Origin of the sequence: Arthrobacter sp. zg.Y820, from assembly GCF_030125555.1 — a bacterium.
GTDB lineage: Bacteria > Actinomycetota > Actinomycetes > Actinomycetales > Micrococcaceae > Arthrobacter_B.
The window spans coordinates 329,877-349,295 of the sequence record NZ_JASKLX010000009.1 but is presented as its reverse complement, the minus strand read 5'-3'; the positions used below and the strand labels follow the sequence as shown (position 1 = coordinate 349,295).

The following is a 19,419-nucleotide window of genomic DNA, read 5'->3' as shown; positions in this document are numbered from 1 at the left end:
GCCCCGGCACAAGGCCGGGACCTGCTTTGGTGATGTCACGCTAGTTGCAGATTATGCATCCTGCAGCTGGCGGCGGCGGTTGATCAGCAGGGCGCTGATTCCACCGGCGGTGAGCAGAAGACCTGCTCCGGCGAACAGACCCATGCCGGCAGCACCGGTGTCGGGCAGGCCGTCACCGTTGTTGTCCGGGGCAGGGGCCGGGGGTACAACGGGCGGAGCCGCCTCTTCAACGACTACCTCGGTAACCGTGAAGGTGACCTCAGCGGGTGCGGAGGTCGCGCCCTCCAGGGTCTGCACGGCCGAGACCGTGTAGCTGCCCGGAACCAGGACCGGGAAGCCCGTGACCTTCCAGTCGCCGTTGTCGCCAACGGTTGCGGAAAGGGTGTTCTCGCCGATGGTGACGTCCACCTTGGCGCCGGCTGTGCCGGTACCGGAGATATCTGCCGGGTTCTCGCCTTCAGCGAAGTCCTGCCCCTCGGTGATCGAGGTAACGGCCGGTGTCTCAAGGAAGACACTGAACGTTGAGGTCGCCGTCGGGGACTTTGCCTTGCCGGCGATGCCATCCTGGCTGGCGGTCACGGAGTACTTCCCGTAGGTGAGTGCCTCGTCCAGCTTCCATTCCCAGGTTCCGTCGGCTGCAACCGTTGCGGTACCGGATTCTTCAACGGCCACTAGGGTAGAGGCGTTGTCTTCCGTGACGGTGTTGTCGCCGGTGACGTTCAGGGAGACCTCGGCGCCGGCAAAGCCTGTGCCGGTGATGGTCGTGACGGCATCGGCAATGGCTGCACCATCGGCCGGGTTTGTGATAGCCGGGACAGCCAGCGGAGCTTCCTTGACGGTCAGCTCGTAGGTGGCGGTCTTGGACTTGTTGAAGCCGTTGATCGCCTGAACCTTGAATTCCAGCGTTCCGCCTTCGGGAACGGTGGACGGAGCGTTGAAGCTCCACTTGCCGTCGACAACGTCCAGGTCAACGGTCTCACCGTCGCGGGTGAGCTTGACGGAAGTGCCGGTGGTGGTTCCGCTAATGGCCTCGTCCGTGAGGACGGTGCCCTTGTTTTCGTGCGAGGTCAGCTGCGGAGCGTCAACGAAGACGGCAACGGAGTAACCCTCAAGGCGGGTCATGCCGTCCGAGAGGGAGGTGGAGAAGAAGTAGTTTCCACCCTCGGGCCCGGCACTGACGAGGCCCATGGCGTTGGAACCGGAAATGACGGATCCGCCGGAGTCACCGGGTGCTGCATTCTTGTCGAGCGTGGATTCAAAGCCCCAGACCCCGCGGTCGCCGTCCGCTGCGCCGACGTAGAACTCGCCGAGGGCGCTGACCTCGCCGCAGCTCCAGCCGGTGGTGCGGCCGGACTTGCACATAGGAGCACCGACAACAGCGTCGGTGGTTCCGGTGATCTTTACGGTGTTGGCCGTCAGGTCCTCCGGATTGGTCCACTGAGTGACCTCGGGCAGCAGGTCAAGCTCACCGTTGATGCCATTGATGACACCGATATCGGTGCCGATGTTTTCCCCGGAACCGAACTCGGTCGGTGAATTATTCTCGCCGCCGAACTGGGAGAATCCCCAGGTGCCCAATGGTGACGCGAGCGACGGCTGGCTTCCGCCACCGGCTGTGTCATTGGCGGGAACTGTCAGGATGGTGTCGGTGGCCGCACCGTCATTGGCGCAGTGTCCTGCCGAGATAACTGCAGCATCACCGGATGCATTGAAGGCGTTGAAACCGATGGAACATGATCCGCCGCTGTTGCCGGTGAAGGTGGCGTAACCCTGACCGTTGACAACGTCCTCGAGAGCCTTGGCCGGACCGGATACGTCGACGACTGCAACGCTGGGATTGTTCTTGGCGAAGGCATCGGCCGGAGTGGTTCCAGCTGCTTCGGCCAGACGCTCGGCGACTACCGAACCATCCACAACCGCAGCAGGCGCAGCATTTTTCGCCCTGATGACGTAGCCGTCGGCCGTCAGCATGATGGACTGCAGACTCTCGACGCCCACACTGGAAATGTATTCAGTGCGGAGGTTCTTGATTATTTCGCGGGGGTCACCCGAAAGACTGACCGGAGCGGCAGTTTCTTCCTCGGCGGCGGGTTCTTCAGCGGCTTCGGTGGCCTCGGCTGCCGGAGCTTCGGCTGTTTCCTCAGCGGGGGCCTCCGTGGCCTCAGCCTCGTCGGTGACCTCTTCGGCGGGAGCCACGAGGGTGGCGTCCAGTTCGAGGGCCAGGGCCTCGAGGGCCTCACCGGAGCCGGTGATGACAATCTTTTCGTCTTCGATGGCGACGCTGACGAAGCCCTCGGTGGCCTGGAGTTCGGGAAGGGCGTCCGCTGCCTTCTTGCCGAGCTCGCCGGCTGCCTCGAACTCTTCGACCGTCATGCCCAGGTCGCGGAGGAGGGCTTCGGCCAGGCCGGGAGGAAGCGTTCCGGCTTCTTCGGAAACTTCAGCCCCGGCGTTGACGGCTTCTTCCGGGGCGGTTTCCTCGGTGACAGTTTCGTCAACGGTGGTTTCACTGGCCGGCGCCTCTGTGGCGGTGGTGACGGGAGCATCGGTGGACGTGGTATCCGGCTCTCCTGTGGGTGAAGCCATGGCCGGGGAAGCAATGAATGCTCCGCTCACCGCCAGTGCTGTTGCGGCGCCTAAGGCGCCAACGCGTTTGTAAAACGCGCTCGAGTTGTCCTGCATTGAAACCCCCATTTATGTACTGGCACAGACCCCATCCCCGCATCGGGCACAGGAGTAGTACCTGGCCAAGAGAAAATGCGAAGTCGAGACTGAGTGGAATGGCCGTCCGCCCAGAGGGCAGACGAAGCTCAACCAGAGCATAACGGCAGGTGAGGAATCTAACAAGAGGCCTTACTAGTTTTCATGAGTCAGTTCCGGATTTGTTACGCCAAACCCAGCTGCCGGTTCCGGTAAGAGCGGACATGTTCCCTGTTCCCGCAGTTGCCGGTGTCGCAGTAGCGCTTGGACCGGTTCCGTGTCAGGTCCAGCAGGACCGCTGAACAGTCCGGTGCGGCGCACCGCCCCAGCCGGTCCAGCTCGCCGGCACGGAGGGCGTCCGCCAGCGCCATGGCGGCCTCGGTGGCCATCCGGTCTTCCAGCGGAGCCGCCGGTGAGGTGCAGTGCAGGTGCCAGCCCCAGCTGTCGTGGCGCACCACCTGGGGCAGGGCCCGCGCGTTTCGCAGCAACTGATTGACGCCGGAAGCCAGCGTGTTTTCGTCAGCCGTCCAGAGTTGCAGCAAACGGCTGCGCAAGTGGCGGACCGCCCTCAGCTCGCCGACCGTGTGGGTGCGGGAGCCGCTGAATCCCTGTCCGGCAAGAAACTCGTCAAGGTCCCCGGGAGTTCGCAACGTGTCCGGGCTGTCAACGCCCGTGTTGATCAGTGCAGCCACCGTCTGCAGTGCAACTGCTGTGTCATCTGTAAAAGCCATGTTGCCCCTGACATATATTGCGTGGTCTTCCCAGTGTAAGGTGCTACAGCCCATAATGGTCATGACAGGTCCCGCCGGGACAGCCAGACTGTATGCCAGGAGGTCCCGTGACCCGCTTCATGCCGACCCGTTTCCGGACCCTCAACAGCTTTCACCGCACGGGTCCGGACACCAGCGCGGCGTTGGCCGTGGCTCTGCTGTCTTCGGCGGTTTTCGGGCTGTCCGGCTCCTTTGCCAAGTCCCTGCTGGAAACGGGATGGACGTCCACCACCGCCGTCGCCGTGCGGATGGGCGGTGCTGCCCTGGTGCTGCTGATTCCGGCCATGGTCACGCTGCGCGGCCGCTGGAATCAGGTGCTCGACAACTGGAAAACAATCGTCGCCTTCGGCTTTATTGGAGTCGCCGGATGCCAGTTCTTCTTCTTTAATGCGGTGGAACGCCTGTCCGTTGGTGTGGCGCTGCTGCTGGAGTTTCTGGCTCCGGTGCTCATGGTGCTGTGGATTTGGGCCGCCACCCGGCGCCGGCCCGGGCTGAAAACCGTCGGCGGAGCGCTGGCCGCGATCGCTGGCCTGGTGCTTGTCCTGGACATCACCGGCAACGTCCGGGTTGACCCCATCGGTGTCCTGTGGGGGTTGGCCGCGGCGGTGTGCCTGGCGATCTACTTCTTTATCACCGCCAAGCAGAATGATTCGCTGCCGCCGCTGGTGCTGGCCACCGGCGGCATGCTCGTGGGGGCAGCCACGATGCTGCTGCTCGGTCTCACCGGGGTGCTGCCCACCGGCTTTGCAACCGACGACGTCGTCCTGGCCGGCCGGACCCTGTCCTGGTGGGTGCCGCTGGCCGGACTCGTGCTGTTTTCCACGGTGCTGGCCTACGTCACCGGGATCGTCGCGGCCCGGACACTGGGCTCCCGGGTCGCCTCCTTCGTATCGCTGACCGAGGTGCTCTTTGCGGTCCTCTGGGCGTGGCTGCTCCTGGCGGAGCTGCCACGCCCGGTCCAGCTGTTCGGCGGGGCGCTCATCGTGCTGGGTGTGGTGCTGGTGCGCGCGGACCAGCGTGCCGGCCTGCCCGGCGAGGCCCCGGAGCAGCCCGAACCGTTCGCTTAGCCCAAGACCCCCGGACTAGCCCTGCGGCTCGACCTGCTCCACCGGAGGGGCAGTTACCGGATCCGCCGCGGCAGCATCCACGCGGATTTCCCGCTTGAGGATCTTTCCCGTCGGCCCCTTGGGCAGGGCATCGGTCAGCAGGATCCGGCGCGGATACTTGTAAGCGGCCAGCCGCTCCTTGGCGAAGTCCCGGATCTCGCCCAGCAGGGCCTCCCGGGCCGCGGCGTCCGCGGGCTGCATGTCCTCCTTCAGTCCCACCACGGCCACGATTTCCTGGCCCTGGAGGTCATCGGCCACCCCGATGACCGCCGCCTCGGCAACGGCCGGATGCTCGTACAGCACTTCTTCGACCTCGCGCGGATAGACGTTGTAGCCGCCGCGCAGGATCACATCCTTCTTCCGGTCCACGATGTAGAGGTTGCCGTCGTCGTCGGACCTGCCCAGGTCGCCGGTGCGGAACCAGCCGTCCGGAATAGCCGCCTGCGTCGCTTCGGGATTGTGCCAGTACTCCTTCATCACCCCGGTGCCGCGCACGGCCAGCTCGCCTACATCACCCACCGGCACGTCCTTGCCGTCCGGATCCACAACGCGCACCTGCATGCCCTCCACCGGCTTGCCGATCGATCCGGCCCGGCGGTCCGGGCCCGGCAGGTTGAACGAAACCACGGGGGAGGTTTCGGACAGGCCGTAGCCCTCCAGCAGTTGGGTGCCGAAAACGCGCTCAAACTCATGCAGCACCTCCAGCGGCATCGCCGAGCCCCCGGTGATCGCGCCGCGCAGAGTGGACACGTCGGTGGCCGCCAGGTTCGGATGGCGCAGCATGCCCACGTACATGGTGGGCACGCCTTCGAAGATGGTCACGCCGTCGCGCTCAATGATTTCCAGGGCCTTGCCTGCGTCAAAGCGCGGCAGCAGGCTGATGGACGCGCCGGCCATCACCGCCGAATTGAGTGCCGAGGTCTGGCCGAACACGTGGAAGAACGGCAGCCCGCCGAAGATCACGTCGGATTCCACCGTGTGCAGCAGGTTCCGGGAGATATCCGCGTTGCTGCGCAGGTTGTGGTGGGTCAGCGCTGCGCCCTTGGGCCGTCCGGTGGTGCCGGAGGTGTAGAGGATGACGGCGACATCCTCGCCGTCGACCTCGCGCACCTCGGTCAGCGGATCCGCTTCGGCCAGCAACTGCAGGAATCCACCGGAATCCACCGGGATGACCGGCACGCCGCCGGCCTCCTCGGCGCCGGCCAGGGCTTCGGACACGACGCCCTCCCAGGCGAACACCAGCCGTGACCCCGAATCGGAGAGGTGATACGCCACCTCGCGGCCCTTCAGCAGCGGATTCATCGGCACCACCACTGCGCCGTAGCGCAGCACACCGTAGTACACGAAGGCCATCTGCGGAATGTTGGGCATGATCAGCGCCACCCGGTCGCCCGGGACGATGCCGCGGTCCGCGAGAACACCGGCCACCTTGGCGCTCATGGCGTCGAGAGCCGCGTAGGGAATGATGGCGTCGTCGAGCTTGAGGACGGTCCGGTTCGGAACCCGGGCCGCAGCAGCGGTAAGGATGCCGGCAAGATTTTGCATGAAGATCTCCTTTGATCAGGCAGCAGACATTAAGCAGACAGTGCGGTAACCGGCGGCGGCACGGCACACGACACCCGTCACATACCGCGCGGTATGCGGCAGTCTAGCGCCGGCAACCCGGCTGTGGGCGGGAACGCGGTACTTTTTTGCCGCGGGTACTCTGGAATTGGATCCGACGGAGCTTCGGCCGGTTCCGGCCGGCGCCGCGGTCCGTCCCATAGCCGTTGCTTGTAAGGAACTCCCATGCCCTCCTCCGCGGCACCCGCCCTCACGCCGGCCGCCCGGCAGTCGGTGCTGACCACCCTGAAGTCTCCGCGCCTGCTCAAGACCGAGGCCCTTGCCGGTCTGGTCGTGGCGCTGGCACTGATCCCCGAAGCCATCGCCTTCTCAGTCATTGCCGGCGTTGATCCGCGCGTGGGACTCTTCGCGTCCTTCACGATGGCCGTCACCATCTCCTTCGTGGGCGGACGCCCGGCGATGATCTCCGCCGCCACCGGCGCCGTCGCCCTGGTCATCGCCCCGGTGGTGGCTGAACACGGCGCCCAATACCTGGTGCCGACGGTGATCCTGGCGGGCCTCTTCCAGATCCTGCTGGCGGGAGCCGGCGTCGCGAAGCTGATGCGCTTCATTCCACGCTCGGTCATGGTCGGTTTCGTGAACGCCCTGGCCATCCTGGTCTTTTCCTCCCAGGTGCCGGAGTTGCTGGGTGTGCCCTGGCTGGTGTATCCGATCACCGCCGTCGGCCTGGCCATCGTTTTCGGCCTGCCGAAGCTGACGACGGCGGTGCCCGCGTCGCTGGTGGCCATCGTGGTGCTCACCGCCGCGACCATCCTGCTGGCCTGGGACGTGCCGACGGTGGGGGACAAGGGCGATCTGCCCGCCTCCCTGCCGTCCCTGCTGTTCCCCGACATTCCGCTGACCCTGGACACCCTGAAGATCATTGCCCCGTACGCGGTGGCGATGGCGTTTGTGGGCCTGCTGGAATCCCTGCTGACCGCCAAGCTCGTGGATGACATCACCGATACCCGCTCCTCAAAGGTCCGCGAGTCCTGGGGCCAGGGCGTGGCCAACATCATCACCGGGTTCTTCGGCGGCATGGGCGGCTGCGCCGTCGTCGGGCAGACCATGATGAATGTGAAGGCCTCCGGCGCCCGCACCCGGATCTCCACCTTCCTGGCCGGGGTGTTCCTGCTATTGCTGGTGGTGGTGCTTGGCGATGTGGTGGCGCTGATTCCGATGGCCGCGCTGGTGGCCGTGATGATCTACGTGTCCGTGGCGACCTTCGACTGGCACAGCATCCGGCCGGCCACGCTGAAGCGGATGCCCAAATCCGAGACCGCGGTCATGGCCATCACCATTGCCGTGGTGGTCCTGACCTCCAACCTGGCGATCGGCGTCGCAGCGGGCGTGCTGGCGGCTATGGTGCTCTTCGCCCGCCGGGTGGCGCACTTCGTCACGGTTCAGCGCACGGTGGACGACGACGGCGCCGCCGTCACCTATACGGTGCAGGGCGAGCTGTTCTTCGCCTCCTCCAATGACCTCTACACCCAGTTCGACTACGCACTGGACCCCGAACGCGTGCTGATTGACATGAGCGGCTCCCATGTCTGGGACGCCTCCACCGTGGCGGCGCTGGATTCAATCACCGAGAAATACCGCACACACGGCAAGACGGCGCGGATTACCGGCCTGAACGATTCCTCCGAAAGCATCCGCTCCCGGCTCAGCGGGCAACTGGGCGGCTGATCGGGTTACGCTCGGGTCTGTGACTGCCGTGCATGCAGTAGTGTCCCCGCCGATCGGGCCCCTGACCCTGGTGGCCGACGGCGGTGCCCTCACCGCGGTCCACATGCAGAACCACAAGCGCGCTCCGGCAGCCGAGCTGCTCGGTGCGCGGGTGGAGCCTCGGCCAACGGCCGCAACCCGGCCTCCATCATCATTCCCTGCCACCGGGTGATTGGAGCGGCCGGAGCTCTCACCGGATACGCCGGGGGACTGGACCGCAAGCAGTTCCTGCTCGGCCTGGAGGATCCGCGCCGGGTGCAGGCAACCCTGTTCTGAGCAGGTTCCGACCCCTGGGTCCGATGCCGGGAGAGCGCTGGTAGGCTCTGCCCGCATGGATGAAAAACTGGGGGAATTCCTCACGAGCTTCAACGCTGCAGTGACGCTTGCCCAGGAGTACAGGGGCCACGCTGACGAGCATCGAAGGATCGCCACGGCCCTGTCCGGCTTTATGAGTCAGCCGGGCGGCGAGCTGCCCGTGGTGGCCGAGAATTTTCCGGCGCACCGCTTCGCCGATCTGGACATAGCACTGGAAAAACTCGCCGGCTCCGATCCTGAGGCAACCCTGCTCGGAATGGGCGGCGGGCAGCAGCGGCACCATGTTGACCTCGCGGACATCTTCCATGAGGGGTATTCGTATATTCCGGTCGGCCAGCCCGACTATGTCAATCTCCCCATCGGGCCGGACAGTTACCGTCAGGCGTTGACCCTGGGAATTCGGCTTTTCCGCTACCGGGGCAGCCCAATGGCTGTCATGCAGCGCGCCGCCGATCCCCAGTCCGGCCGGAACACTCCCTCGCTCTCCGTGCTTACGGCCGACCGCGCAGTGGCGGCCGCCTTCCTCGCGGAAATCCAGACGGAGCTGAGCCGCAGCAGCATTCTGCGCGGACAGGTGGTGTCCTTCACGCACAATCCCTACGGCCAGGAGGCCGCCGGTGTGTCGTTCCTGGTCCGGCCGCAGCTGGCCGAAAAGGACGTCATCCTGCCCCCGGGGGTGCTGGGGAAGGTCTCCGCCCACGTGCTGGGGATCGCAGGGCACCGGAGCGAGCTGCAGAGCCGGGGCCAGCACCTCAAACGCGGGGTGCTGCTGTACGGGCCTCCCGGCACTGGAAAAACGCACACCGTCCGGCGACTGCTCAGTGCGAGCGAAGGGACGACGGCGGTGCTCCTCTCCGGCGGCTCCCTGGCCGCCGTTTCCGAGGCAGCCAAGTTGGCGCGCGCCATGGCGCCATCCCTGGTGATTCTCGAAGATATCGACCTCGTGGCCGAGGACCGAAGCTTCGGCCACGGACCCCAGCCGCTGCTCTTTGAAGTGCTTGACGCTCTCGACGGGCTGGACTCCGATGCTGACGTCGCCTTCATCATGACCACCAACCGGGTGGATGTACTGGAGCGTGCCCTGGCCCAGCGGCCCGGCCGCGTGGATCTCGCCGTCGAAATCCCCATGCCGGACACCGGCAGCCGCGCCCGGCTGCTGGCCCTCTACTCACCGGACGGCATGTTCTCGCCGCAGGCACTGAGCCAGGCAGCGGAGCAGAGCGAGGGCGCCACCGCATCCTTTGCCCGTGAACTGGTGCGCCGGGCCATCCTCAGTGCCTTGACCGCAGGAGAGGAGCCCGGCGATGCCCACCTGCTCCTGGCAGTGGAGGAGCTGATGGGGCAGGGCGAAGAGCTCACGCGCAGCCTGCTCGGGGCGGCCGCCGGTGCCGAAGACTCCGGCCCGGGGAGCGGGTGGCTGGCAGCTTCGGGTGAGAGCATGGGATCGTAAACCGGGAGCTCACAAAGCCGCTCCCGGAAACGTCTACCGGGTGTGGAAGTGAAACCGTTCGAAGCCATCGTCAGGGAACACGGTCCGGCCGTGCTGCGGGTCTGCCGTGCGGTGCTGGGGCCGCAGGACGCCGAGGACGCCTGGTCGGAGACCTTCCTGGCCGCCCTGCGCGCCTACCCTGCGCTTGCTCCCGGCGCCAACATCGAGGCCTGGCTGGTGACCATCGCCAAGCACAAGGCCATCGACTCCCACCGCGCGGCCGCCCGCCGGCCGGTTCCGGTCGAGGAGCTTCCCGAGACACCGGACCGAGGGGCGCCCTCCGCCGCGGAACCCGGGGCGCCGCGGCGTCCCGGGGATGACGGATCCGATCCGCTCTGGGCCGCGCTGAAAACCCTGCCGCGGCGCCAGCGCGAAACCCTCGCCTATCACTACCTCGCCGGACTGCCCTATGCCGAGGTGGCCGTGCTGCTCGGCGGCACCGCGGCCGCATGCCGCCGATCGGCCGCCGACGGCCTGAAGAAACTCCGCATCCTGAATCTGGAGGACAACCGATGACACAGCCGCTGGAACAGCTGCCCCCGGAACTGCGGCTGCCGCCCGGGCAGGAAACCGCCGACGACGCCGCCCTGTTGCGGCTGCATTCCCGCCTCACCGCCGCCGCCGTGGAAACCGGCGTGCTTGATGTGGCGTATATGGTGCTCGAGACCCCGGTGGGAGAACTGCTCCTGGCCGCGACTCCCGTCGGCCTGGTCCGGGTGTCCTTTGCCCGCGAGGATCACGATGCCGTGCTCGCCACCCTCGCGGAACGCATCAGCCCCCGGATCCTCGAGGCCCCCGACCGGCTGCAGGCCGCGGCAGCCCAGATCACCGAGTACTTCGCCGGCATCCGCCGCTCCTTTGACCTGCCGCTGGACCTGCGGCTGACCGCCGGCTTCCGCCGCTCGGTCGTGGAGCACCTTTCCGGCATCGGCTACGGATCCACCGCAACCTACGCCGCCGTGGCCGCGCTGGCCGGCAGTCCCGGGGCAGTGCGCGCCGTCGGGACCGCCTGCGCCCTGAACCCGCTGCCCGTGGTCGTGCCCTGCCACCGGGTGGTGCGCTCGGACGGCGCCACCGGCGGTTACCGCGGGGGTCCGGACGCGAAGCGTCTTCTCCTGAAGCTGGAGGCGGCGGCATGACCGGCACGCTCTTTCCTCCGAACCGCGCCGCGCTGGGCCCCGGCGCCGTCCATGTTCCCGGGTGGCTCGACCCGGCGGCCCAGCGCGACATTGTCGCCGCCTGCCGACAGTGGGCCATCGGACCGGTGCCGATGCGGGCTGCGGTCCTGCCCGGAGGGCATCCCATGTCGGTGCAGACCGTTTGCCTGGGCTGGCATTGGCAGCCGTACAAATACACCCGAACGGCCGACGACGCCGGCGGCGGCCGGGTGGCCGACGTTCCGGACTGGCTGGTGCAGCTGGGCCGGCGGGCCCTGGCCGCGGCGTATCTGCAGCCCGGCCAGCCCGGCTACGCTCCGGACATCTGGAAGCCCGAGGACTACACGCCGGACACCGCGCTGATCAACTACTACGCGCATGGGGCCCACATGGGCATGCACCAGGACAAGGATGAACGGTCCAGCGCCCCGGTGGTTTCCCTGAGCATCGGCGACACCTGCATATTCCGCTTCGGGAATACATCCACGAGGACCAAGCCGTACACCGATATTGAGCTGAACTCCGGGGATTTGTTCGTCTTCGGCGGCCCGTCGCGGTTCGCTTACCACGGCGTCCCGAAGACCCTGCCCGGCACGGCGGATCCGGAAACCGGGCTGGCCGGCGGCCGGATCAACATCACTCTGCGGATGACGGGCCTGGCCTAACCCGTCCGGAGGGCAGATGGATGGAAACGGTGCCCTCAGGCGCCGAGCAGCGTGAATGCGAGGCAGACGGCGGGTGGCCCGCCCTGAATCAGTGCCGGCCGGATCATGCTCCGGTTGCTGACCACCAGGACCAGCGCTGCAAGCACCATTGAGGCTGAGGAAAAACTCATCAGGGTCAGCCCGGCCACCCTGCTGCCGGCGCCGAGCAGAACGACCCCGAGCACAATCCCAACCGCCAGGAACAGGTTGTAAAAACCCTGGTTGTAGGCCAGCGTCTGCGTGGAGGCGGCTTCCTGCGGAGTGGAAACACGAAAGATGGCCATCGTGGCCGGCGCCGTCCAGCGCAGGGATTCCAGGACAAAGATGTACAGGTGAACGGCCGCCGCTAAGACGGCAAAAACGGCTGCGGTAATGAGCACAAGAACTCCTTCCGCCTGAATCCCCGCGGGCCCGCCGCCGCGGAAAGAGTTGCTCCGTCTGCGGCAGATGGGCGGCCGCCGGGGAAGCGGCGTTGCCGGGGACACAATCGTTGCACCTGGTGTGTGGTCCCGCCAAGGACGGGCAGGCCTTTCGAGTTGGCGATGGACCCGGAACGGCGGCTAGCCTTGAAGAGGTGTCCGGTCTATTGCCGGAGCCTCACGGGCTGCTCGATGCCCACAGCCACAGTCCCCGGAAGGACCGCCTCCGTGCCGAAACCCCGTTCCGCCCGCACGCTTGCCTTGGTTGCCGCAGCTGCCCTGGCGTTGTCTGCCTGCGGCTCCGACTATCCGCTCGGCGATGAACAGCGCGAGGCAGCGGAAAACAGCACCTCCACGCTGTCCGGCATCCTCTCAGGCTCCGGCTCCAGCGCGCAGGGCCCGGCGATGGATGCGTGGATTGCCGGTTTCGGGATCCGGCATCCGGACGTTCAGCTCCAGTACTCCCCGGACGGCTCCGGCGCCGGGCGCAATGCCCTGCTGGCGGGCGCCGTGAACTTTGCCGGCTCCGACGCCTACCTTCAGGACGAGGAGATTGCCGAGGCCAAGGAAGTGTGCGGTCCCGGCGGAGCCATGGATATCCCGGCCTACATTTCGCCGATTGCTGTTGCCTTCAACCTGCCGGGCATTGACTCCCTCAATATGGACGCGGCAACGATCGCCGCCGTCTTCCGGGGCGAGATCACGACGTGGAATGATCCGGCGATAGCCGCGCAGAACCCCGGCATCCAGCTTCCGGCCACTCCCGTCACACCGGTCAGCCGCGCCGATGATTCCGGCACCACGGAGAACTTCACCGAATACCTGCATGATGCCGCTCCGGCGGCCTGGCCGGATGGCCCGTCGGGAACTTGGCCCGGAGGGTTGGCCGGCGAAAACGCGCAGGGCAACTCCGGGGTCGTCAGCACCGTGACACGCACCGAGGGAGCCGTTACGTACGCCGACGATTCGGTCATCGACGACTCCATGGGCACCGTAAACCTGCGCGTCGGTGACCAGTACGTGCCGATCAGCGCCGACGGCGCCTCGATCGCCGTCGAACAGGCAAGCCGTGTTCCGGACCGCAGCGCCGACGACATTGCCCTCCATCTGGACCGCACGACCACTGCTCCCGGCGCTTACCCCCTCGTGCTGGTGTCGTACCAGATCTTCTGCAGCGCGTACGAGGATCCGGAGACGGTGGAACTGGTGAAGGAGTTCGGGCTGTATGTTGTCAGCGATGAGGGGCAGGCAGCCTCGGAGGATGCCGCCAAGAGCGCGCCGATCCCGGCGTCCCTCGCGGAACAGGCCCGCACGGCCATAGACGGCATCACCACGATGCCCTGATAACCGAAGCCGGTACGGGCGGAGCCCCCTTGCGCGGTCCGGACAGCGGTGGCACCGTTGACCTACCGCACTTTGAAGGGGGCGTTATGCAACCCATACAAATTGAGCGCTGGTGGCCGTATCTCGACGGCTCGGCCAAGGCATGGCTTCGGGAAAACCTCCGCGACGAGGGGATTCCGGGAAAGGTTCAGGACCGCATCGCGGAGGCGGGCGGACCTGTGATGGAGCCCATCCTTGAGGAGCGGGACTGGGTGTTCATCGAAGCGCAGCCGCAGTTCGCGGAATAGCTGCCCTCGCTCTTGAGGCAAAATGGAGCGGTGAAGACGACCGAATCCGCATCCTCGACGGCAACCCCCGAACGCAGCGACCAGTCGCCCGCGGATGACCGCGGTGCCAGGAAACGCCCAAGGACAACCTCCGGCCTCAAGCCGCGCGGGACCTTCGCCCGCGGACTGGCTGCTTCATCCGTCTGGGTTGCCCGGGCGCTGATAGTCCTGGCGGGCCTCGTGGTCATCTGGTTCGGTATCCGGTCGCTCTGGTCGATCGCCCTTCCGGGCCTGCTCGCCCTGCTGCTGTCGTCCATCCTGTGGCCGGTCAACCGGGTGCTCCGCAAGGCGCTGCCCAAGGCCCTGGCCGCGTTGCTCACCCTCGTGGGACTGCTCGCCGCCATCGCCGCGGTCGCCATGCTGGTCCTGCCCTCCATTTCCTCCGGTTCGAAGGAACTGGTCAAGATGGCCGGGCGGAACCTGCAGGACCTGAGCGATTTTGTCGCCGGGCTGCCGTTCGCTGTTTCGGAAATCGACTTCAATGAACTGCTCGACGCCGGTGTGGCCCAGCTGCGCGCACACAGCAGCGACATTGTCTCCGGCATCACCGCCGGACTCGGGACGGTCACGTCGGTCACCGTGGTGTTCCTGCTTACCCTGGTGTTCACCTTTTTCTGTCTCAAGGACGGCGACAAATTCCTGCCCTGGGCCAGCCGCTGGACCAATAACCGGGCCTTTGTCCACTCCGTCAAGGTCTCCGAACAGGCCTGGCAGACGCTGTCCGCCTACATCCTGTCCCAGGCCGCCGTCGCGCTGGTCGACGCCGTACTCATCGGGGTGGCCCTGCTGCTGCTGGACGTTCCGCTGGCTCTGGCACTGATGGTCCTGATTTTCTTCGCCAGCTTCATTCCCATTGTTGGAGCAGTGGCCACCGGAGTCCTGGCCACCATGGTGACGCTGGTCGCCCACGGCTGGGTGACGGCCCTGATTGTCCTGGGCATCGTGCTGGTGGTTCAGCAGCTCGAGTCAAACATCCTGCAGCCCCTGCTGGTGGGCAAGACACTGAAGCTCCACCCCGCGGTGGTGCTGGGATCCGTTACCGTTGGCAGCACTCTTTTCGGGATTGTGGGTGCGTTCCTGGCGGTCCCCGCAACCGCCGTCACCATTGTGGTGCTGCGGTACCTGCGCGACCAGTCACTGACCTCGGCCAACGCGGCCGTGTCCGGAAAGGTGCCGGAAGCAGACAGCGGATTCGTTCCGGAGCCAAGCAATGGTCAGGAACTGCCCCAGCCCGTTTCCGCTGCAGCCAAGGCGTCGGCGGACACCGCCTAGCCGGCCGGCAGCGGCCTCTCGGGGCCTAGCGGTGAAAGGTGTAGCTCGGCTCGTATTTGGTGGACGCGGTGAGGCGGTGTACCCGCAGGCCGCAGAAGGGGTCGTGGACCGCAACCTCCAACCGGGCAGTAACCGGATGGGGATGGTAAATGCAGGTACAGGAAAACTGCACGCCGAAGCCGCCTTTCCGAATTCCGCTCAATGCGTGTGCCGCGGCACGCGCTGCGCTGCCGACGCAGGTCCGGCAGCGCCGTCGTACTTGTGCTCATATTGTGTCAAGAAGCGGCGGAAGGCAAAAAACGCTGAGCGGAAATCCGGTACATGAGGCGGGGCGCCTCCAGTGGTCTCACTTCCGGAAGCGCCCCTCTCGTTGCCCCATTAGCAGGACCAATCGACCTGAAAGGATGCTGGCAGCGGACCCCTCCGCGGGCCGCCTACGGGGCCATCTTGAGGAAGTCGGCTTCCCGTTCCTTGCTCCAGGACCGCGCGTAGAGTCCAAGCCCGGCCTCGTCGCGGACGGAGATGCCGAGGCGGTTCAGCATCAGCCGGCTTTGGTAGACGGTCAACTGCTGGGCGCTGCGGCTGGCCCGCACCTTGTCCGCGCGGTACAAATAGGTGTCAATGGCCCGGGACCAGCGCTTGCGCCAGTTATCCACGGCCGGCTCCGAGGCTGTGGCAGCCATTAGCCGGTGGGCCGGCACAATTCGCGGCGCCAGCTGCGAGGTCAGCGCGTTTCGCACGTGCGCGGCCTGGGGCCCCGAACCGGCAGTGCAGCTGCGCAGGTGACTGTCCCAGTAATAGTCCCAGGAAATGGCCCGCCGGTCTGCCCAGACGGGGGAGCGCGGGCCGCGCATCATGCTGTAGCTGGCATCGAAAAGGAGCAACGCGGCCAGCGACGAGCGGCTGTTCGGCTTGGGGAAGCGTGAAGTGGCCCAAGCAGCCAGATCGGACGACAGCTCGAAAACTTCTTCCGCCAGTGAGAGCCCGTCCGCTCCGCCGTATTTCGCCAGGTCGGACTCGGCCCTCGGCGACACCGGCCCATAGTCCCAGCGGCTCGGGATGGCATCCTCCCGGTACTCCGACGTCTGCAGCTCCCCCAAGTTGGGAACGGCTTGATCCACCAGCGCGCGCATCAGGGATTCCAAGCGGTCCAGAACCCGGGGTGCACCGAGGATGCGGACCTGGATGGACGGACGGGCCGGGTCCATGCAGCGTGTGTGGAACCATCGCTGTGCGCCCCATGATCGGGCTTGGGCGGCCAGCGGAGTAACGACATCCCCGATTACGGCGTCACAGACATCCTTCTCATTGGGCTGGATGGTCAATGACCACCACTCGGCTCCTGTGGATAACGGCTTGACTGGCTGTGCCGCAGCTAACTGGCTCATGTGAAGCCCTCCCGTTGATGTCATACCGGCAAAAATTCCGGCAAGTATTTCAGGCAAAGAAGTAGGACTGATGTGCTGTGCTGCCCTCTGCAGTTTTGGGTTGGCGGCCGGTGGGGAGCCTAGGATCTCGACTTCCGCGGAAACGCGGCTTCCTTTGCTGCCGGTCCGGCCGCTGGAGGCCGGAGGAGGATTGGGGGCAGATGAGGATAATGGTGCAGATGCTCCCTGTCGGCGTGTGCGGTGCCGTCAGGCTCATATACTTCCAGCAGACACGCCGCGTTTTCTAGAGGTATCTTAAAAACCCCTCGGAATCCGAGTTACTAGTTGCACCCACAGAAATATCGGGTATAAATTCTTCGCGGAGTGGCGGGGTTGTCCCCTGGCCCGAAAGAGCCGATGTGCGGCGCCGTTCGGGGGCGCGTACGGAAAAAGTTTCCGTAACTTTGGGCGTGCACTCTGGTGGAGCGGTTGTCCGTGACCTTAGAGTCTAGTTCGTTGCCGACGGCAATTACCCTTAGCCCTGCAGGAGCAGGCCGACTTGGGCAGTTCCTGTTTCCGCATGGCCGCCCGCGGTCAGGGAAGGGCGAATGACAGAACTTCTGTGGCCGACTGACGTATCCGGGCGGCTGAGTGAGCTCCTGGCCGCTGCCTTCACCGGTGTGCGGTTTCAAATTGTCCCCCTGGCCGCGTACGAGATCACGACCCTGGACGTGGCCTGGACTGACGGGCCGTCGCTGCAGGAAGTGGATGAGGTGGCACTGGACTTCGTGCTGCGCGCTCACCTGGACTCCTGGGGCACGCCCTGCACGTTAAGAATTGACAGGATTTCCAAGCGGCGAACGATGAGTCCATCCGTTGAGGAGAGGCTGCTGAAGGTGCTGGCTTCCGAGATGGGGATGGACGCCGGACAGGTCGACATGGAAATGGTCCATCCGCTGCCTCCCGTCCTCGGTTCAGTGCGGTACTCCGCCGAAAAAGGCACGGTTCGGGAGTTCCTGGACATGCTGTTTGAAGCCACCAGTTTTGCTGCCGCGGAATTGAATGCGGCGGAACCGGACGCAGGTGGCCGCGAACCGGGCGGGCTTCTGTGCAGATGCACCCTGTGTGCGTAGCGGTCCATGAGCCTGGCTCACGGGGGCGTCCGCTTCCTTAACGAGGTCTGCTTCCGGACGCCGGAGCGTCCGGAAGCAGACCGGGCCGTTACCGGCGGCTTGCTGGTTTTGTCCCCTGAACCGCTATGCCGACGTTTGGCGGCGGCTATGCCCGGGAAGCCGGCAGTGCGGCGTCGTCGTTCAGCAGCTCGCCCTCTTCGGCGGCGGCGGTGCCGGAATCGCGGGTCAGGGTCAGGTAGGACGCGGCTGCCACAACTGAACAGGCGCTGGCGGAGGATGAGGGCATCGAAGATGCATGGGCCGGACCAATCCGAAACGGCCTGGCCAACCTGAGCGACGAGGAAGCGGCAGCCCTCGCGGCTGCTGCCGAGGCGCTGCAGGCACTCAATGCCCGGCTGCGGTCCGACCAGACGGCCTAAGCCTGATTGCCCGGGGCCCGTCGGGAATCGGCCGTCTCCACGGCGCCGGAATTGCGCGTGGCCCGTCCGCGGAATTTGCGGCAGCTGTAAACAATCAGCCCCAGGGCGATAAGCCCGGAGATGATGAGTCCGGTTCCGGTGCCCCAGCCGCCGGGCAGCCAGAGGGCATCACCGTAGGGCCACCACGGCGGAGTCTTGCCCCAGGCGCCCCAGAGAATACCTGCTGCCATGACTGACACGGCGCCGCTCGCACTGAAGCCGATGCGTGGCCAGGTTTGCACTCCCTTTTCGGCCGCTTCAAAGGCCTTGGCCTTGACCGGGCGGAGGAAGCGGTTGGCCCACCGATAGCGCAGGGAGAGCAAGGCCAGGCCGGCCACGAGGGCCAGGAGGCCGGGGCCGGGCAGCACCAAGGCGGCCAGTCCCAGGACAATCAGCGCCCATCCGGCAACCTCGATACCCACGCGGCGCAACCACCGCGGTAAGGCCTTCATCGGCACCAGTCCAGGGACGGCACGGTGTCGCTTCGGTGCGGCAGCCGGATATGCTCCCGACTGGGACGCACTGTGGGTGCGCGGCCGTAATATATGTAGGCAGAGGTTCCACTGATATGAAGAGAGTGAACATGAAAACCATGCTGACCCCCGACGATCCGTACCCCGAGGATTTGCAGGACCTGGAACTGTCGGACGTGGAAATCCTCAACAGCAAGGTGCATCGGGAGCGGGACGTGGAGATCCTCCGGGATGGTGAAATCCATCCGGAGACCGAATTTCGGCACGAGGAACTGGTGCAGGAACTCGATCGACGGGATGAGGGCTAAGGGGAAATCGCGGAGCCTGGTCGACGCGGTTCGCACGCCGCTCAGTTTCCGAGTCCGGCCTTGTCCACTCGGCGGTGGAAGCGCATGCCGGCCAGACCCCCCAAGATGGCTCCGGCGAGCGCAACCAAGGCTGCAATGATGATTGAGATGATGGCGGCGCCCGTATTGTCTCCGGAGAGCTGCGGATAGGTGTTCAGCTGGGCGTTGATGTTCAGCTCGCTCCCGGCAATGGCTCCGATAAGGGCCAGTACGACGGCGATGACGATGCCCCAGGCCCAGACCGCCACGCCCTGCTTGATGCCGCTGAACCGTGCCATCCGTCCGGCAACGTATCCGCCGCAGAAGTAGGCAACAAACAGGATCACCATGAGAATAATGATTCCGGTGATCCCGGCGCCCTCGGGGTTGGCTGTGGCCTCGCCGGCGACGTCGTTATTGTTGGCGATCAAGGCCGCGCCGAAAGCAGTGGCGATAGCGCTCAACAGCACTGTGGTTCCGGCGGCAGCCAACCAGCCGAAGAAGGCGGAGCCGATCTTGACGCCGCCAAACTCATCTTTTTCCCGTCCAACAATCTGCTCGCGGCTTTCAGCGGCGTCGTGGCGGCGGTTGGTGCTGCCGGCATTCCGGCTTGGCTGGCCGGTGCCCGCAGGGTTTGGCTTGCGGGCCGGCTCTCCGGCCGCTCCTGCGCTCGTGCTCATCGGATTCTCCCTTTACCAATTTAGGATCTGAAGAACGAACCGTAATAGACAGT

Annotated in this window: 20 protein-coding genes and 1 pseudogene; 13 read left to right on the top strand and 8 right to left on the bottom strand. The window is 65.8% G+C overall.

From position 1 onward, the window contains the following. Positions 1–51: 51 nt before the first annotated feature. Positions 52–2,691: an LPXTG cell wall anchor domain-containing protein gene (locus QNN99_RS10605; RefSeq protein ID WP_229966419.1), complete on the bottom strand. Its 2,640-nt coding sequence runs from the start codon at positions 2,689–2,691 to the stop codon at positions 52–54. Positions 2,692–2,882: 191 nt separating this feature from the next. Continuing rightward, positions 2,883–3,428 (bottom strand): CGNR zinc finger domain-containing protein, encoded by a 546-nt coding sequence (locus tag QNN99_RS10600; protein ID WP_229966418.1) that lies wholly within the window; start codon positions 3,426–3,428, stop codon positions 2,883–2,885. 107 nt (positions 3,429–3,535) lie between these two features. On the opposite strand from QNN99_RS10600, the gene QNN99_RS10595 reads away from it, so the two are divergent. Next, positions 3,536–4,534, top strand: a complete 999-nt coding sequence (locus QNN99_RS10595; protein ID WP_229966417.1) for an EamA family transporter — start codon at positions 3,536–3,538, stop codon at positions 4,532–4,534. A 15-nt stretch (positions 4,535–4,549) separates the two neighbouring features. On the opposite strand, the gene QNN99_RS10590 is transcribed toward QNN99_RS10595, so the two are convergent. Beyond that, complete coding sequence (locus QNN99_RS10590) at positions 4,550–6,118, bottom strand: long-chain-fatty-acid--CoA ligase (protein WP_229966416.1); 1,569 nt, start codon at positions 6,116–6,118, stop codon at positions 4,550–4,552. Between the two features lie 243 nt (positions 6,119–6,361). Here QNN99_RS10590 and QNN99_RS10585 point away from each other — a divergent pair, with 243 nt between their 5' ends. The 7 genes and pseudogenes from QNN99_RS10585 (at position 6,362) to QNN99_RS10555 (ending at position 11,529) form a co-directional block, all read left to right on the top strand. Continuing rightward, positions 6,362–7,864, top strand: a complete 1,503-nt coding sequence (locus QNN99_RS10585; RefSeq protein WP_229966415.1) for a SulP family inorganic anion transporter — start codon at positions 6,362–6,364, stop codon at positions 7,862–7,864. 19 nt (positions 7,865–7,883) lie between these two features. Continuing rightward, positions 7,884–8,075, top strand: a complete 192-nt coding sequence (locus tag QNN99_RS10580) for a hypothetical protein (RefSeq protein ID WP_229966414.1) — start codon at positions 7,884–7,886, stop codon at positions 8,073–8,075. After that, positions 8,027–8,179: pseudogene (locus tag QNN99_RS10575) on the top strand (methylated-DNA--[protein]-cysteine S-methyltransferase); the annotation flags it as partial. The gene QNN99_RS10580 and the pseudogene QNN99_RS10575, both read left to right, overlap by 49 nt. A gap of 55 nt (positions 8,180–8,234) precedes the next feature. Continuing rightward, positions 8,235–9,668 carry an AAA family ATPase gene (locus QNN99_RS10570; RefSeq protein WP_229966413.1) on the top strand — a complete coding sequence of 478 codons (1,434 nt, stop codon included), beginning with the start codon at positions 8,235–8,237 and terminating at the stop codon, positions 9,666–9,668. Positions 9,669–9,716: 48 nt separating this feature from the next. Continuing rightward, positions 9,717–10,223, top strand: a complete 507-nt coding sequence (locus QNN99_RS10565; RefSeq protein ID WP_229966412.1) for an RNA polymerase sigma factor — start codon at positions 9,717–9,719, stop codon at positions 10,221–10,223. After that, the gene (locus tag QNN99_RS10560) at positions 10,220–10,846 is read left to right on the top strand and encodes a methylated-DNA--[protein]-cysteine S-methyltransferase (protein ID WP_229966411.1); all 627 of its coding nucleotides are present in this window, start codon (positions 10,220–10,222) and stop codon (positions 10,844–10,846) included. Before QNN99_RS10565 ends, QNN99_RS10560 begins: the two co-directional genes overlap by 4 nt. Next, the gene (locus tag QNN99_RS10555) at positions 10,843–11,529 is read left to right on the top strand and encodes an alpha-ketoglutarate-dependent dioxygenase AlkB family protein (RefSeq protein ID WP_229966410.1); all 687 of its coding nucleotides are present in this window, start codon (positions 10,843–10,845) and stop codon (positions 11,527–11,529) included. Before QNN99_RS10560 ends, QNN99_RS10555 begins: the two co-directional genes overlap by 4 nt. Before the next feature lie 35 nt (positions 11,530–11,564). On the opposite strand, the gene QNN99_RS10550 is transcribed toward QNN99_RS10555, so the two are convergent. Beyond that, complete coding sequence (locus QNN99_RS10550) at positions 11,565–11,948, bottom strand: DUF1304 domain-containing protein (protein WP_229966409.1); 384 nt, start codon at positions 11,946–11,948, stop codon at positions 11,565–11,567. A gap of 231 nt (positions 11,949–12,179) precedes the next feature. Here QNN99_RS10550 and pstS point away from each other — a divergent pair, with 231 nt between their 5' ends. The 3 genes from pstS to QNN99_RS10535 all read left to right on the top strand — a co-directional run bounded on the left by pstS (position 12,180) and on the right by QNN99_RS10535 (position 14,929). Beyond that, the gene (gene pstS / locus QNN99_RS10545; RefSeq protein ID WP_442860512.1) at positions 12,180–13,331 is read left to right on the top strand and encodes a phosphate ABC transporter substrate-binding protein PstS; all 1,152 of its coding nucleotides are present in this window, start codon (positions 12,180–12,182) and stop codon (positions 13,329–13,331) included. Positions 13,332–13,417: 86 nt separating this feature from the next. Continuing rightward, complete coding sequence (locus QNN99_RS10540; RefSeq protein WP_229966407.1) at positions 13,418–13,618, top strand: hypothetical protein; 201 nt, start codon at positions 13,418–13,420, stop codon at positions 13,616–13,618. Between the two features lie 30 nt (positions 13,619–13,648). Next, positions 13,649–14,929: an AI-2E family transporter gene (locus tag QNN99_RS10535; RefSeq protein ID WP_229966406.1), complete on the top strand. Its 1,281-nt coding sequence runs from the start codon at positions 13,649–13,651 to the stop codon at positions 14,927–14,929. A 434-nt stretch (positions 14,930–15,363) separates the two neighbouring features. Here the strand turns inward: QNN99_RS10535 and QNN99_RS10530 are convergent, their stop codons facing one another. Next, the gene (locus tag QNN99_RS10530) at positions 15,364–16,317 is read right to left on the bottom strand and encodes a lantibiotic dehydratase C-terminal domain-containing protein (RefSeq protein WP_229966405.1); all 954 of its coding nucleotides are present in this window, start codon (positions 16,315–16,317) and stop codon (positions 15,364–15,366) included. A 587-nt stretch (positions 16,318–16,904) separates the two neighbouring features. Between QNN99_RS10530 and QNN99_RS10525 the strand changes: the two genes are divergently transcribed. Further along, positions 16,905–17,429 (top strand): hypothetical protein, encoded by a 525-nt coding sequence (locus tag QNN99_RS10525; RefSeq protein ID WP_229966404.1) that lies wholly within the window; start codon positions 16,905–16,907, stop codon positions 17,427–17,429. A 145-nt stretch (positions 17,430–17,574) separates the two neighbouring features. Here QNN99_RS10525 and QNN99_RS10520 read toward each other — a convergent pair whose 3' ends face one another. Together QNN99_RS10520 and QNN99_RS10515 are read right to left on the bottom strand one after the other, a co-directional pair. Beyond that, entirely contained in the window at positions 17,575–17,715 is a 141-nt protein-coding gene (locus QNN99_RS10520; RefSeq protein ID WP_229966403.1) for a hypothetical protein, read from the bottom strand. A gap of 129 nt (positions 17,716–17,844) precedes the next feature. Continuing rightward, positions 17,845–18,339, bottom strand: coding sequence for a PGPGW domain-containing protein (locus QNN99_RS10515; RefSeq protein ID WP_229966402.1), 495 nt, complete (start codon positions 18,337–18,339; stop codon positions 17,845–17,847). A gap of 131 nt (positions 18,340–18,470) precedes the next feature. Between QNN99_RS10515 and QNN99_RS10510 the strand changes: the two genes are divergently transcribed. Beyond that, positions 18,471–18,668 (top strand): hypothetical protein, encoded by a 198-nt coding sequence (locus QNN99_RS10510; RefSeq protein ID WP_229966401.1) that lies wholly within the window; start codon positions 18,471–18,473, stop codon positions 18,666–18,668. A 41-nt stretch (positions 18,669–18,709) separates the two neighbouring features. Here QNN99_RS10510 and QNN99_RS10505 read toward each other — a convergent pair whose 3' ends face one another. Beyond that, the gene (locus QNN99_RS10505; RefSeq protein ID WP_229966400.1) at positions 18,710–19,366 is read right to left on the bottom strand and encodes a hypothetical protein; all 657 of its coding nucleotides are present in this window, start codon (positions 19,364–19,366) and stop codon (positions 18,710–18,712) included. Between the last annotated feature and the right edge of the window lie 53 nt (positions 19,367–19,419).

What these genes read in the sequence shown, in the direction of transcription:
- QNN99_RS10605 (WP_229966419.1), bottom strand. Translation starts at nt 2,691, where the DNA reads ATGGGGGTTTCAATGCAGGACAACTCGAGCGCGTTTTACAAACGCGTT.
- QNN99_RS10600 (WP_229966418.1), bottom strand. Translation starts at nt 3,428, where the DNA reads ATGGCTTTTACAGATGACACAGCAGTTGCACTGCAGACGGTGGCTGCA.
- QNN99_RS10590 (WP_229966416.1), bottom strand. Translation starts at nt 6,118, where the DNA reads ATGCAAAATCTTGCCGGCATCCTTACCGCTGCTGCGGCCCGGGTTCCG.
- QNN99_RS10585 (WP_229966415.1), top strand. Translation starts at nt 6,362, where the DNA reads ATGCCCTCCTCCGCGGCACCCGCCCTCACGCCGGCCGCCCGGCAGTCG.
- QNN99_RS10570 (WP_229966413.1), top strand. Translation starts at nt 8,235, where the DNA reads ATGGATGAAAAACTGGGGGAATTCCTCACGAGCTTCAACGCTGCAGTG.
- QNN99_RS10560 (WP_229966411.1), top strand. Translation starts at nt 10,220, where the DNA reads ATGACACAGCCGCTGGAACAGCTGCCCCCGGAACTGCGGCTGCCGCCC.
- QNN99_RS10555 (WP_229966410.1), top strand. Translation starts at nt 10,843, where the DNA reads ATGACCGGCACGCTCTTTCCTCCGAACCGCGCCGCGCTGGGCCCCGGC.
- pstS (WP_442860512.1), top strand. Translation starts at nt 12,180, where the DNA reads ATGCCCACAGCCACAGTCCCCGGAAGGACCGCCTCCGTGCCGAAACCC.
- QNN99_RS10540 (WP_229966407.1), top strand. Translation starts at nt 13,418, where the DNA reads ATGCAACCCATACAAATTGAGCGCTGGTGGCCGTATCTCGACGGCTCG.
- QNN99_RS10530 (WP_229966405.1), bottom strand. Translation starts at nt 16,317, where the DNA reads ATGAGCCAGTTAGCTGCGGCACAGCCAGTCAAGCCGTTATCCACAGGA.
- QNN99_RS10525 (WP_229966404.1), top strand. Translation starts at nt 16,905, where the DNA reads ATGACAGAACTTCTGTGGCCGACTGACGTATCCGGGCGGCTGAGTGAG.
- QNN99_RS10520 (WP_229966403.1), bottom strand. Translation starts at nt 17,715, where the DNA reads ATGCCCTCATCCTCCGCCAGCGCCTGTTCAGTTGTGGCAGCCGCGTCC.
- QNN99_RS10515 (WP_229966402.1), bottom strand. Translation starts at nt 18,339, where the DNA reads ATGAAGGCCTTACCGCGGTGGTTGCGCCGCGTGGGTATCGAGGTTGCC.
- QNN99_RS10510 (WP_229966401.1), top strand. Translation starts at nt 18,471, where the DNA reads ATGAAAACCATGCTGACCCCCGACGATCCGTACCCCGAGGATTTGCAG.
- QNN99_RS10505 (WP_229966400.1), bottom strand. Translation starts at nt 19,366, where the DNA reads ATGAGCACGAGCGCAGGAGCGGCCGGAGAGCCGGCCCGCAAGCCAAAC.